The sequence below is a fragment of the Imperialibacter sp. EC-SDR9 genome (assembly GCF_902498805.1).
Lineage (GTDB): Bacteria > Bacteroidota > Bacteroidia > Cytophagales > Cyclobacteriaceae > Imperialibacter.
The window spans coordinates 31,714-44,501 of the sequence record NZ_LR701601.1; the positions used below are offsets into that span (position 1 = coordinate 31,714).

Here is a 12,788-nt window from a genome sequence, read left to right on the forward strand (position 1 = left end):
CACATTTCCAACCACTAAGATGAAATACAGAGTCACCCATATTACGAAATACGACTACCAAACGCCCACAGCGTTGTGCCACAATATTGTGGTGCAAACGCCTGCCCGGCTTCCCTTTCAGCAGGTGAAATCCTACAAGTACAATATTTTTCCTGAGCCAAACTACCTGGCTGTCCGCAAAGACTTCTTTGACAACGAGTTCATCTATTTTTCGGTGCAAAAAACCCATCAGAAACTACTGGTGGAGTCGAAAAGTGAAGTGGAAATCAGCATGCCCAACTGGGCGGAGGTTGATCCAAAACAAACCCAACCCTGGGAGGAAGTGGTGAGTTGGTTGCAAACCACTGACGCTATGAACGACATCCGCCAGTTTTATCTCGAATCGACCTATGTCAGTTTCATCCCGGGTGTAAGGGAATATGCGCTGCTGTCGTTCACGCCCGGCAGGCCGGTGATGGACGCCATGCTTGACCTCAACAAGCGCATCAACAAAGATTTCAAATTCACGCCGGGCTTTACAGATATCAGTACCCCGCTGGAAGACGTATTCAAACACAAAAAGGGAGTTTGTCAGGATTTTGCCCATTTTTCGCTGGCATGTGTTCGTTCATTGGGGTTGGCTGCCAAATATGTGAGTGGCTATATCGAAACCATTCCGCCGCCAGGCAAGCCCAAGCTGGTGGGCGCCGACGCCTCTCATGCCTGGAACGCACTTTACATACCCAGCATAGGGTGGGTAGAATTTGATGCTACCAACAACTTATTAGTGAAAGATCAACACATCAGGGTGGCGTTTGGTCGTGACTTTGCGGATGTGGTGCCACTTAAAGGCATTGTTTACAGCAATGGAGGCCAGAAGATGGTAGTGACCGTTGATGTCAAACGCCTGGATTGAAACCTGCACTCGAATTGCTTTTGTGTTTAGATTACTTGCCTCGGAATTGTTCTGCAAGGTCTTTGCCATTTTTTCAAAATCAGAACAGGCACGCCAGAACCAGTTAGCTCATAGCAAATATTAGAATTAACTTTCCGTAAGCAGGGCGTCACCTCGCTCCTGGAGTTGACTTTTCAGTTGCTGCCATTTTTCGCTGAAGTTTTTTTAGGTATCTATTTTTCCTCACAGATATGAAATTTTCTGATAAATATTGTAATTTTTCCTATTGTAATTATTGAGTGTTTAGCTTTTTCGGCCTTGTAGTGGTTATACCCGATTTTTTTATATGTAAAGTCCTGATAGTTTGGATATTCTGAAACGTGCCTACATGCTGGTAGTGCTGCTTACCTGCCTGGTGCTGCTGGGCTGGGTGGCGGATATTGAATTCCTGAAGGGTGTGGTGCCAGGCTTGGAAACGATGAAACCAATCACTGCTTTGTGTTTCCTTCTTTGCGTGGCGGCTATTCACTTTGGAGGAATCACGTCAATCGTTAGCATGCCCTTCGTCTTTGTCATTTCTGGTATGCATCTTATTGAAGTATTGGCTGGGAGTATGCTATTTCCTGAGATATCCGACATAATGCTGCGAATGTCCGGTGCCACCTCTTTTTTGTTTGTGGCTATTTCGTTGGCCATAGGTATGTCTGAGTTCCGAAGTGACAGAGCTATCGTCAGAGCGGTTGAACTGATCTTGTTGGCAGGGCTTTTTATCTGCTTTACGGCGCTGCTTGGTTTTATACTAGACTATGAGTCGTTGTATAGTGTTCCTTTCTTTTCTACTATGGCCATCCACACAGCCATTTGCTTTGTTCTGATTTACGGAAGCTTCCTGCTGTCGCAAATAAACAGCAGGCATAGCAGGTTTCACCTGGTGTTTTCTGACAACCTGGGCGGGCGGGTAATCTTAAGAAGATGGCTGGTGACAATTACCGTTCCTGCCCTGGTCAGCGGCCTCCTCCTTTTAGGAACCCTCTACAACCTGTTTGACCTTGGCTTTGCCTTTATTCTTCTTGCTTCTTTTTCGTCAGCGTTTACCACCTATTACTTGTTTAGGAAGGCGGAGGTCATCGAGGAAATTGATTTGAAAAATCAAGCTTTGTCCTACGAAAAACAGAAAATCAATGATGACCTCAGCGTATTGAATCAAGCGCTAAACACCAGCAGGACGGAGCTGGAAATAAAGAATACTGAGCTGATTAAGGCTGTGGAAGCACTTTACAAGAAAAACAGGGAACTGGACCTCTTTACCTACCACACCTCACATGATGTCCGTGCCCCTGTTGCCAGTATACTGGGTATCGCCGCCATAGCCATGTCGGAGGAAGATATTGAGAAAATAAAGGAATACCTTCATGTTATCGAGGACAGAGGCAAGCGCCTGGATAAATTTATTCACCAAATGATCATGTTTACCAGGAATGACAGAACTGCTCTGGAATTGGAGAAAATCAATGTGGAGGAGGTGCTCGATGATTGTTTGAATGATATGAGAGTAGACCCTCTTTACAGGGGGCTGAGGGTGGAGAAACAGATCACGCTCGACAACCCCGTAATGATTATTGACAGGATCAGGCTCGGGGAAATATTTAATAATATTTTGAATAACGCAGTCAAATTTCAAAACAAGCTGGCTGATGAAAGTTACCTCAGAATATCTGTTTTAGATGGTGGGGACTATTTGAGACTCATTTTTGAAGACAATGGGGTCGGCATCAAAGCAGAATATTTGCCAAATTTGTTTCAAATGTTCCAGAGGGCTACCGATAAAGTGGAGGGTTCAGGATTGGGCCTCTATATCGTGAAGCAAATGGTGACCAAGTTGGGTGGCAATATTCACTTGACAAGTGAATACGGTAAGGGTACAAAAATTGAAATCGATCTTGCCATTAACAAATTACAGTCCAATGGCAATACGTAAATGCGCAAGTTTCGGGTTTTCATGATCAATGCTTTGCTGTTTTTTTGAGTAAATTTTGAAGCCATGAACGATTACCAAAGAATTGCCAAAGCCATTGAGTTCATCAGTGAACATTTCAAAGAGCAGCCTAAGCTCGAAGCTGTGGCCGATGCTGTGCATTTGAGCCCCTTTCATTTTCAACGCATGTTTACCAGCTGGGCTGGCATAAGTCCCAAAAAGTTTCAGCAGTTTCTCAGCCTCAACCTGTCGAAGGAGCTGATGAAAACCGGTGATGTGTCGCTGAGTGAGGTGGCCTACGAAGCTGGTTTTTCGGGCTCCAGCAGGCTGCACGACCTCTTCGTGACCATTGAAGCCATGACACCAGGCACTTACAAGAGCAAAGGCAACTGCCTGAACATTAACTACAGCTTTCACGAGACCCCCTTTGGCGGCGTGGTGATTGCTTCAACCGACCTGGGCATCTGCAAGCTCGAGTTTGTGCCCACGCCCGAAGAGGGACTGGCCCTGCTGCAGGCAGAGTGGCCCGAGGCCCTGTTAACTGAAAACGCCGACGCCAACCAGGCAGCTGTCGGGCAGATTTTCGGCGTGGGTGAGACAAGCCACCAACCCATTCAGCTTAATTTGAAGGGAACACCCTTTCAGGTCAAAGTATGGGAGGCATTGCTCCGCATACCGGAAGGCCAGCTGAGTACCTACCAGCAAATTGCCGACTATATTGGCAGCCCAAAAGCATCAAGGGCAGTAGGGTCTGCCATAGGCAGCAACCCCGTGGCCGTGCTGATTCCCTGCCATAGGGTGATCAGAAGAGACGGCGGCATTGGCGGCTACCATTGGGGCAACGACCGCAAGCTAAGCCTGATTGCCTGGGAGAAGGTGCGAACCATGGAAGAAGAGGAGATGCATGCCGCTTAGTTTTTCGATTGCCACGCCCAATAATTTTAGTTTTAAAGAATGCCTTTGGTTTCTCGACAGGGGCTTCGACGACTGCCTGCACAAGGTGCAGGGCGGGTCGGTTACCAAGCTTTTGAGAATTGGCGACCAAGGGCATTCTCTTTTAAGAGTCAGTGAATCAGATGGCGCACTTCGGGTTGATTTGCTAAAAGGTGAGGCCAGGGAATCGGAGGTTATCGATTATATCACCGAGTGGCTGCATTTGGAAGGGGACGTTGCGCCGTTGAAAGCCATTGCCCGGCGAGATGCTGACCTTGAGCAGTTGGTTGAAAAGTACTGGGGGCTTCGTTTAATTTCTATCCCCGACCTTTTTGAAGTACTTTGCTGGAGCATTATTGGCCAGCAGATCAACCTGACATTTGCCTACAAGCTCAAAAGAAGTCTGGTAGAAGCCGTTGGCGAAAGTGAAACTTATGAGGGGCAGACCTACCATGTTTTTCCCAGCCCAAAGCAGGTGCTTGAGCTGTCTTTCGACGACCTAAAGGCCATGCAATACTCTTCTCAAAAGGCCAACTACCTGCACATAGTGGCGGAAGCCTTTCTGGCTGGCGAGATCTCTGTTGAAAAGCTTTCTTTGATGGAGAGCACGCCGGAGATGCTGAAATGCCTCATGAGCCTGAAGGGCGTAGGGGAGTGGACAGCCAACTACGTGGCCATGAAATGCCTGCGCAGGCCCGATGCCCTTACCTATGGCGATGCAGGACTGCTCAACGGCTACAAGCAGCTAAAAGGTCTAGATAGAAAACCCACCAGAGAAGAGCTGGAAACCTTTTTCGGGCAATTCCCGGGATGGGAGGCCTATATTGTGTTTTATATCTGGCGGTCGCTGGCGTAGCCAGTTTCTTGTTTTATACTCGCCTTTTTGATAGATTCATAACATGAATAGCGATGAAAGGATATGAACCCCAACTACAGACTGTATTCAATAGTAATTTTATTCGCTGGAATATCCACCTCTTTTATCTTCCTTCTTTTCCAAAATGCCGTTCATATTATGTACGAAAGCCCTGGCGAGGCATCGGACTTTAACCGATTCATTTTCCCCATCGCTTTATTAGCTATCACTCCCGGTCTTTTTATTAAGGCAAAGTCGCTGACCAACAAAATACTAGTAACAGGAGGGACGCTTTTGCTGCTGGCCACTGTGCTGTCAGTCGTTACCGGGTTGACTTTTGGTTATGCATCGAAGACTGAGACCTTCTTGTTGTATTTCCTTTCCTGTGGCTTAACATTTATCGTGTTGGCATTTACGGTGGCTTTGCTCTTGCGTCTTTTGCTCTATTCCCAGGCGCTGGATGGACAGGGAACCCTGAAACTAGCCGCAATTTTCACTGCCGGTATCGCCATGGGCTATTTGGTTTTTATGGGAGTAGGCACCTTGAACACCGTCAGCGTTTTTGCCCTCTGGTATCTCGTATTGATATTAATCGGCTTCGCTTTCTTTATTGCCAGGAAAGAACAGCCACTAGCAGCAGGCTGAGTTAGCCACGAGGGCGAGACTACAAAAGTTTGGCACCTCAGCCGATGCACGCTTTTCCAGAGTGGCTGTCAGCCGATCAGCTTTGCTGTTGACAAGCAAAACTTTTGTAGTCTGGGCGTCACCGGATCCCCCTCCCACGGGGTTAAAAATCTACCCTACTCTTACCCAAAACTGGCTTGATTTTCGTATATTGATATATATGGGGGCATTTACCTCATTTTTTGCCTCCTTCACACCATACTCTTCCGTCTTCCGTTTGGTGCGCACCAATCGCTTCTATGGTGCCCAGCACTCACTACCTATGCTGCCCAGTACTCACTAGGTGTGGTGCGCATCATAGCCTCCTGTTAAGCCCTTATCACACCTATCATAAGCGCTTATCCCGAACGAAATAACGCCTTTACTACCTATATGATAAGGGCTTATGAGGTAGTGACACAAGCGCTTGTCTACCACTTGGATAAGCGCTTAACAGGAAGTCGGCTAGGGACTTTGCAAATGGCCGTGTAGATGGGGAAACTACAAAAGTTTGTTACCTCAGCCGGTGTACGGTTTCCCAGAGTGGCTGCCAGCCGATGAACTTTACTGTTAGCAGGCAAACTTTTGTAGTCTCTATTAAATAGCTGCAAAAAGCCTCCATACGTTGAAATTCAGTCGTTTGGCGATAGCAAACATAGATTGGGCATTGATTTACTTCTTCCCGCCAAATGGTCGGGCAGGCAGCAATGACGTGCAGGTGGTGTTTTTTAGCTCCGGCATAATAGACGACTGAACGTGAATGTTAGGTGCTTCGGAATGCGGGTGGGTTAACGGTTGTCATCCTGTTTCGCCTACATTCCCCTTCCACCTTCCATACTCCTCCCGCATACAGTGCCCGCAGGGCCGGAAGCCGAGCTGCTGGGCTTCTGTTGCATCCAAAAAGAAGATCCTGTTTGCTGGTTTCATCCTTTTGCCTGACGGGCAGCTGAGCTGGCCGTAGATTTTCAGGTGGGCGTTGCCACCCAGCGTTACTTTGCCTTGCCTGATGAGAGCAGAAAGCTGACGGCTCCGGGCGAAGTGGGTGCTCCCCAGGTCTGTATGCCGGATCATTTGGCGTCGTGCAGAGGAATGCCCAGCGTCATCCGGTGGCCGGAGTGCACCGTGCTTACTCCGTGCCGCATTTGCACCCTGTAGTAGCCTTTGCTGCCCATCACGGGACGCTGGCTGGTAGCAAATATGACCAGGTCGCCCTGCTTTGGCGTCAGCGATATTGCCTTTGATTGGGCTCTGGGCCTTTGTTCTACCAAAATAAACTCACCGCCCTCATAGTCCCAGCCGGGCTGCTTGAGAAAAAAGACCGGCTGAAAAGGGAAGTAGACATCGCCATACAGGTCCTGGTGAAGGGTGTTGTACCCGCCATCGCCGTATGTCAGCAGCAGGGGAGTAGGTCGGCGCTGTCCTTTGTCATGGCAAAGCTGGAGGAAGTCAGCATGGGCCTCAGGGAATGTCAGATTGAGCCGCAACGCTTTGCTCCAGAGATTGGCCGCAGGCACCAGCATTTCGTAGAGCTGTTGCCGAAGTGACTGGAGCAACCCGGGAAGGGCATAGTTGAAATACTTGTACTCTCCCTCTCCAAACCTGTAGCGGGCCATGTTGATGGTGGTGCGGAACAGGGCTGGTTCGGAGTACCAGGCCATTATTGTCTCACACTGCCCGGGGGTCAACACACTTTCGAGGTGGACAAATCCCTGCGAAAGCAAGGTGTGTTGCAGGCTGTCGGCAGCTATAGCTAAATTCATCACGGGCATACGAAATCGTGTAAAAGAGTTAGTTCGTTTTTACGATTCAAAACTACCCTGACCGGGTGCATGCGGCAATCCGATTCTTGCGCTCCTGTTTTTGCGGGATGACAGCAGGTGATAAATAGCTCCCCTGGTTCAAAGCAATCAGGTTGCAATACATGGGTATTTAACGTGAGTTCGATATGAAAATGTAACAAAACATCAACGAGGGGCGTCATTGCGGAAATTTTCTTCAGATATTTTTCTCATCTGAAGAAAATTATCCGCAATCTCTGCCCCAAGACATATGAGATTCCGGATAAATATTGGCCAGTTTGAATTTTGGGCCAATATTTTCCGGAATGACGACATTTTTATATCGAACTCACGTTATTTATGTTTTCTTCACATAAAAACACATCCTATGTCACTTTTCAAGCATCTTCGTATTGGCCTTACCGGCCTGATATTTTTGTGGGGCACCGCCGCCATAGCACAGAAGGTTGTCATTACGCCCGACAGAGCTGATGGTGTTTACAAAGTAGGTGAAACCGTTACCTGGAACCTTGCCTGCTCCGAGGATTGTGACTCTGTTCGGTATGTGCTGAAAAAGGGAGGGCTGATCGATATCCAGCATGATGATGTCTCCTTTGACAAAGGTACTCCTCAGGTAAGCTATACCTTCGATGCCCCCGGCACTATGCTGTTGGAAGTAAGCTGGGGCAAAGGCGGCTGGGGAAACAGGAGCGTAGGAGGTGCTGTAGCCAACCCGGATCAAATTGCCCTGTCGGCACAAAAGCCAAAGGACTTCGATAGTTTCTGGAAGAAAAAGGTGAAAGAACTTAAAAAGGTGCCTGCAAACCCTGCGCTTGAAAAAGGAGAGAGTGGCATTGAGAATGTCGACTATTGGAAGATTTCGATGGACAACATCAACGGCAGCCATATCCAGGGACAGCTGGCCAAACCATCATCAGGAGAGAAGTTTCCTGCGTTACTTATCGTGCAGTGGGCGGGCGTGTATCCACTCGACAAAGGCTGGGCCGTGAACCGGGCGAAGGACGGATGGTTGACGCTGAACATAGAAGCCCATGACCTGCCCATCGACGAACCCAAAGAATTTTATAAGGAGCAGTCAGATGGGCCATTGAAAAATTACCCTGCCATTGGCAACGACAGTCGTGAAACGAGCTACTTTCTGCGCATGTACTTGTCGTGCTACCGTGCGGCGCAATACCTCACCGAGCGCCCTGACTGGAATGGCGAAACGCTGGTGGTGATGGGCGACAGCCAGGGCGGGCAGCAAACCCTGATGACGGCTGGGTTCCATCCTGCCATTACTGCAGCCATTGCGCTGGTGCCTGCGGGCTTTGATATGCTTGGCCCGGATGTAGGAAGAAAAGGAGGGTGGCCCCAGTGGTATGGGAATACGGAAGGAAAAGACGCTGCCAAAGTGCACGAAGCCAGCCGCTACTATGATGTGGCCAACTTCGTGACGAATATCAAATGCCCGGTGCTTGTAGGCATCGGTCTGCTCGATGAAACCTGTCCTCCGGAAGGGATTTTAGCAGGTGTCAATCAGCTCACCACTCCCAAGCAAGTGATGATCCTGCCCAACTCTGGGCACCAGGATCGCAACGGTTCTCAGGAGCCTTTCAGGAGTGCACGTGACAAGGTTTGGTTGCCGTCGTTGCGTGATGGCAAAGGAGTGCCGGCGCAGTAAGCTTTACGCTGATGTGAAACCCTCCAAGGGATAGCTATTTGCTAGGCTCTCCGGTCGTGTTGTAGCTTTCTGCACCGAAAAGGACAAACCCTTGGAGGGTTGCAGACCAAATTTGCTTGCTCTAAGTTGTTGGCCTTTGCTAATAGTTATTCGTCGAATTATTCGTAAATCGCTCTCTTATTTTTTCCGGCTGTATCCGCACCAATGAAAACACAGACCAAAGCATACCTGGCCCTTGTCTTTATCTGCATCGTTTGGGGTACTACCTACCTTGCCATGCGGGTGGGTGTGTCACAATTTCCAGCGTTTGCTTTCTCAGCCATCAGGCAAACCATTGCTGGTGGCGGATTACTGCTGTTTGTCTGGTTGTCAGGCAAAGGCGGCACTATCAATGCTGCTTACCTAAAGAAGCACGCATTTATCGGATTGATGATGATCACCATTGGCAACGGCCTGGTGGGCTGGGCCGAAATGTTTATTCCCAGCGGCCTGGCGGCACTTATTTGCGCCATGATGCCGGTGTGTGTGGTGCTGATCAACCTGGCCAGCAAGGCGGAAGAAAAGCCCAATACGCTGATTTATGCCGGCCTGGCATTTGGTGTGGCGGGGCTGATGCTCGTTTTCAGAGAGCATGTCGCCGACCTGGTGAATCCCGACTATAGAATGGGCATTTTGCTCACGTTTGTCGCCATTATTGGCTGGTCGTACGGTAGTGTGAGCATCCGGCGGTATGGCAAACCAGAAAGCCCCCTGATGAACGCTGGTTTTCATTTGTTTTTCGGTGGCATCGGTATTTGGCTGTTCAGCTTTGTGTTCGACGACTACACCCGGTTTTCAACCGTCGACTGGCAGGGAATGTCAGCCCTTTTGTATGTGACAGTATTTGGGTCGCTTGGCGCTTTTGTCTGTTACCTCTATGTGTTACAACATCTTCCCGTTGGCCTGGCTTCCATCTATGCTTATGTCAATCCACTAGTGGCCGTACTGCTCGGCTGGTGGATCCTGGATGAAAAGCTCAACTTGCTGATCGCTTTGGCATTCATCGTGACAGTAATCGGTATTTTTATGGTGAACAAAGGCTACAAAGTGAAGGCATACAAAGCGCTTTCAAAGCCAGCGGCTACTTAAGGCAGCAGACCAAATCGTCACTTCGGCTAGAAAAGAATCTCAGGTTGATTAATTTGCTACTTTGAGACAAAGAGAACACACCGATATGGAAATAAGAAAAGCGAAACTGAACGACCTTCAGTATCTCACTCCACTTTTTGATGGCTACCGACAGTGGTATGGACAGGAGGCTGCCCTTGAAGCAGCGGGACAATTCCTGGAAGAACGATTACTGAATGGGGAAAGCGTTATTTTCATAGCCTATGTGGAAGGTATAGGTGCGGGGTTTACACAGCTTTACCCGTTGTTTAGCTCAGTCACTATGGAGCGCCTATGGCTGCTCAACGATTTGTACGTGGACAAGAAATTCCGACGCATGAGCATAGGCGAGGGACTGCTAAAAGCCGCTCAGGTCTTCGCCAAAGAAACGAGAGCCAAAGGACTTACACTGGAGACGCAGGATAGCAACCTATCGGCACAGCGGCTGTATGACAGCACAGGGTTTAAGAAAGAAGAGGGGGTTTATCATTATTTTTGGAAGGCTTAGCCTGGCCAATGTCACTTAAACTTTACTCGTTATGAGCTACTTAGTTTCCGTAAGAAAGGAATTCCTTCGCTACAAAAGCCTCGGCGACAAAGCCATGGCCCAGGTGCCCGACGAAGGGCTGCACTGGCAGTACAACGAAGAAAGCAATAGTATTGCCACCACCGTAAAACACATCTGGGGCAATATGCTTTCACGCTGGACGAGTTTCTTAACTGAAGACGGCGAGAAGGAATGGCGGCAGCGAGACAGGGAGTTTGAGGAAGACAAAGCCACCAGGGCCGAGGTGCTTGGCAGGTGGGATGAAGGCTGGGCTTGCCTTTTTGCAGCACTGGATGGACTGAAGGAGGAAGATTTGCAACAGACGGTCTACATCAGGGCAGAGGCACATACGGTGATGGAAGCTATCAACAGGCAGCTAGCCCATTATCCTTACCATGTGGGGCAAATCGTGTACCTCGCCAGGATGCAGGCAGGCGGTAAATGGACAAGCTTATCCATTGCTCGAAACAAGTCGGATGAATTCAATAGAGAGAAGTTCAGGAGAAAATAGAGACCTAAAATTCTATCTTTCAGCGAATTCCCTGTTATGCTTCGACCATAAATCCTGCCTGGAAATTTTTACTTTTCCCGTGTCGGCGCTATTTTAGAATAATGGAACGCCAAAGGTTTCTTTCGCTTTCGATCTGCATCATCCTTGGCAGCTACGGGCTTTTTGCCCAGCAAACCGGTGTGGTCGACTATCCAACGCTTGGCATCAGGTTTACTATTCCTGATGGCTGGAAGGGAGCGGAATCGGGAGAGGTTTTTCTTATGGGGTCAGATACCCAGCCGGGCCTCGTGATACTGATGACCCATCAGGAGTCGCAAATTCAAAACCTTAAGACACAAGCGGAAGCCGGCCTGGTAGATGAAGGCATCAGTCTACAGAAAGCAGGAGACTTTGAAAAAGTGGGTTCGGAAGGAATAGGAGCAGAGTTTTCCGGTACTATCCAGGGAACACAAGCCAAAGCCTATATTGCGGCAGTGGTCAATCCTTTTGGTACGGGCGTGACAGTGGTAGCTGCTACTGATGTGCCCAACTATTCTTCTCTTTACAAGCAGCTGGCAAAGGAAATTGCCGGAAGTCTGCAGTTTTCTCAGCCCAAAGAGCCTCCGGTCACCGAAGAGTGGCGACAAACGCTCCAGGGAGTCAAACTCACCTATCTCAACTCCTACTCGAGCTCAGGGTATGACTCCTACGGTGGCTACAGCGATCATGAGGAGATTTTGCTTTGTGGCAACCGTTTTACGTTTTACAAAAGCAGCAGCATGTCCATCGACACTGGCGGGGCCTATGCCAGCAGTGCGGGCAATAGCAATAATGCAGGAAACTGGACAGTGGCCACAAGCGGGGCGGGCGTGCCACTACTTCGTCTTCAGTACGACAATGGAAAGGTGTCGGACTTTGAGCTGGAGTACAAAGAGACGAAGACCTACCTGAATGGCTACCGGTACTTTCGCACCTATGACCACGGGGAGTGCAGGTAGGGTACACCGTCGCAGCACACAGACCTTCTGTCATTCGCTATCAACCTTTCGAATATTTGACAGGCAAAAATTCTTCAAAGAGATAATATCTGGGTAGATTAGCTTACTTGATTTATGGTTTTTCAAAAATGCTGTTGCTGTTCCCGGAAGAGTTTGGGCTTTTCCTGGAACAGGCAACTTGCTCGCCTGAGTAGCACTGATGTGCGGTTTTTGAAATTGTATGGTTTATTATATTTCCCTTTAAGATACCTACTTATGAACAGACGAAGCACCCTCAAGGGTCTGCTTGCCGCTGGCGGTGCCATTGCGGGCCTTTCCCTGGTGGAATGGAAATGGCATATTGTGGAAGATGCCCTCCACCCCAGGTTCTACACTCGCAAGGAAGAGGAGCTTTTTAGCTCAATTGCGGATACCATTATTCCTGCCGGAGCCCCGCCTTCCGTGCCGGGCGGCCCAACCGAACCCATCGGTGCGCTCTCAACCGGCACCGACAAATTCCTCATGAAGCTTCTCGAAAAATGCTACGAGAAAGAAGACCAGGACAAACTACGACTTCAGATGGCAGCGCTAGAAAAGTCGGCCGAGGATACTTACGGGGAGTCGTTCGCTGACTGCACACAGGAGCAGCGGGTTGAGCTGCTAATGGCAAGGGCTAATTCGGAAGTGGGAGAAGAGAAAGAGTTCTTCGATTTCATGAAAGACCAGACCATCCGTGGCTTTACCACCACACAGGTAGTAATGACCAACTACCGGGACTACAAAGTGGCACCGGGTCATTTCTATGGATGCGCCAACGTTTGACAACGCAAGCACCAAAAATCAAATAACAAAAGACAAAACACAA

At 49.0% G+C, this 12,788-nt stretch carries 13 protein-coding genes; 11 read left to right on the forward strand and 2 right to left on the reverse strand.

From position 1 onward, the window contains the following. The first annotated feature begins 19 nt into the window (after positions 1 to 19). From GC130_RS21340 to GC130_RS21360, 5 genes are all read left to right on the forward strand, one after another. Positions 20 to 895 (forward strand): transglutaminase family protein, encoded by an 876-nt coding sequence (locus GC130_RS21340; protein ID WP_152000391.1) that lies wholly within the window; start codon positions 20 to 22, stop codon positions 893 to 895. Between the two features lie 343 nt (positions 896 to 1,238). Beyond that, entirely contained in the window at positions 1,239 to 2,852 is a 1,614-nt protein-coding gene (locus GC130_RS21345; protein WP_152000392.1) for a HAMP domain-containing sensor histidine kinase, read from the forward strand. A gap of 63 nt (positions 2,853 to 2,915) precedes the next feature. After that, positions 2,916 to 3,764 carry a bifunctional transcriptional activator/DNA repair enzyme AdaA gene (locus GC130_RS21350; RefSeq protein WP_152000393.1) on the forward strand — a complete coding sequence of 283 codons (849 nt, stop codon included), beginning with the start codon at positions 2,916 to 2,918 and terminating at the stop codon, positions 3,762 to 3,764. Next, the gene (locus GC130_RS21355; protein ID WP_152000394.1) at positions 3,754 to 4,638 is read left to right on the forward strand and encodes a DNA-3-methyladenine glycosylase; all 885 of its coding nucleotides are present in this window, start codon (positions 3,754 to 3,756) and stop codon (positions 4,636 to 4,638) included. The genes GC130_RS21350 and GC130_RS21355 overlap by 11 nt, the downstream gene beginning before the upstream one ends. Positions 4,639 to 4,797: 159 nt before the next feature. After that, positions 4,798 to 5,283 carry a hypothetical protein gene (locus GC130_RS21360; protein ID WP_152000395.1) on the forward strand — a complete coding sequence of 162 codons (486 nt, stop codon included), beginning with the start codon at positions 4,798 to 4,800 and terminating at the stop codon, positions 5,281 to 5,283. 816 nt (positions 5,284 to 6,099) lie between these two features. On the opposite strand, the gene GC130_RS21365 is transcribed toward GC130_RS21360, so the two are convergent. Further along, entirely contained in the window at positions 6,100 to 6,372 is a 273-nt protein-coding gene (locus GC130_RS21365; RefSeq protein WP_152000396.1) for an Ada metal-binding domain-containing protein, read from the reverse strand. Next, the gene (locus GC130_RS21370; RefSeq protein ID WP_152000397.1) at positions 6,369 to 7,061 is read right to left on the reverse strand and encodes a 2OG-Fe(II) oxygenase; all 693 of its coding nucleotides are present in this window, start codon (positions 7,059 to 7,061) and stop codon (positions 6,369 to 6,371) included. The genes GC130_RS21365 and GC130_RS21370 overlap by 4 nt, the downstream gene beginning before the upstream one ends. 406 nt (positions 7,062 to 7,467) lie before the next feature. Between GC130_RS21370 and GC130_RS21375 the strand changes: the two genes are divergently transcribed. The 6 genes from GC130_RS21375 to GC130_RS21400 all read left to right on the forward strand — a co-directional run bounded on the left by GC130_RS21375 (position 7,468) and on the right by GC130_RS21400 (position 12,745). Next, positions 7,468 to 8,763, forward strand: a complete 1,296-nt coding sequence (locus GC130_RS21375; RefSeq protein ID WP_193217940.1) for an acetylxylan esterase — start codon at positions 7,468 to 7,470, stop codon at positions 8,761 to 8,763. A gap of 204 nt (positions 8,764 to 8,967) precedes the next feature. Further along, the gene (locus tag GC130_RS21380; RefSeq protein WP_152000399.1) at positions 8,968 to 9,891 is read left to right on the forward strand and encodes a DMT family transporter; all 924 of its coding nucleotides are present in this window, start codon (positions 8,968 to 8,970) and stop codon (positions 9,889 to 9,891) included. Positions 9,892 to 9,976: 85 nt separating this feature from the next. Then, positions 9,977 to 10,417, forward strand: a complete 441-nt coding sequence (locus tag GC130_RS21385; protein WP_152000400.1) for an N-acetyltransferase — start codon at positions 9,977 to 9,979, stop codon at positions 10,415 to 10,417. A gap of 31 nt (positions 10,418 to 10,448) precedes the next feature. After that, positions 10,449 to 10,967 (forward strand): DUF1572 family protein, encoded by a 519-nt coding sequence (locus GC130_RS21390; protein WP_152000401.1) that lies wholly within the window; start codon positions 10,449 to 10,451, stop codon positions 10,965 to 10,967. A 101-nt stretch (positions 10,968 to 11,068) separates the two neighbouring features. Next, on the forward strand, positions 11,069 to 11,944 hold the full coding sequence (locus GC130_RS21395) for a hypothetical protein (protein ID WP_152000402.1): 876 nt from the start codon (positions 11,069 to 11,071) through the stop codon (positions 11,942 to 11,944). Positions 11,945 to 12,199: 255 nt separating this feature from the next. Further along, positions 12,200 to 12,745, forward strand: a complete 546-nt coding sequence (locus tag GC130_RS21400; RefSeq protein WP_152000403.1) for a gluconate 2-dehydrogenase subunit 3 family protein — start codon at positions 12,200 to 12,202, stop codon at positions 12,743 to 12,745. Positions 12,746 to 12,788 lie beyond the last annotated feature (43 nt).

Bases quoted from the DNA above. Each gene is read 5' to 3' on its own strand.
- GC130_RS21380 (WP_152000399.1), top strand. From the start codon at position 8,968: ATGAAAACACAGACCAAAGCATACCTGGCCCTTGTCTTTATCTGCATC.
- GC130_RS21375 (WP_193217940.1), top strand. From the start codon at position 7,468: ATGTCACTTTTCAAGCATCTTCGTATTGGCCTTACCGGCCTGATATTT.
- GC130_RS21365 (WP_152000396.1), bottom strand. From the start codon at position 6,372: ATGATCCGGCATACAGACCTGGGGAGCACCCACTTCGCCCGGAGCCGT.
- GC130_RS21360 (WP_152000395.1), top strand. From the start codon at position 4,798: ATGTACGAAAGCCCTGGCGAGGCATCGGACTTTAACCGATTCATTTTC.
- GC130_RS21355 (WP_152000394.1), top strand. From the start codon at position 3,754: ATGCCGCTTAGTTTTTCGATTGCCACGCCCAATAATTTTAGTTTTAAA.
- GC130_RS21350 (WP_152000393.1), top strand. From the start codon at position 2,916: ATGAACGATTACCAAAGAATTGCCAAAGCCATTGAGTTCATCAGTGAA.
- GC130_RS21400 (WP_152000403.1), top strand. From the start codon at position 12,200: ATGAACAGACGAAGCACCCTCAAGGGTCTGCTTGCCGCTGGCGGTGCC.
- GC130_RS21395 (WP_152000402.1), top strand. From the start codon at position 11,069: ATGGAACGCCAAAGGTTTCTTTCGCTTTCGATCTGCATCATCCTTGGC.
- GC130_RS21370 (WP_152000397.1), bottom strand. From the start codon at position 7,061: ATGAATTTAGCTATAGCTGCCGACAGCCTGCAACACACCTTGCTTTCG.
- GC130_RS21390 (WP_152000401.1), top strand. From the start codon at position 10,449: ATGAGCTACTTAGTTTCCGTAAGAAAGGAATTCCTTCGCTACAAAAGC.
- GC130_RS21385 (WP_152000400.1), top strand. From the start codon at position 9,977: ATGGAAATAAGAAAAGCGAAACTGAACGACCTTCAGTATCTCACTCCA.
- GC130_RS21340 (WP_152000391.1), top strand. From the start codon at position 20: ATGAAATACAGAGTCACCCATATTACGAAATACGACTACCAAACGCCC.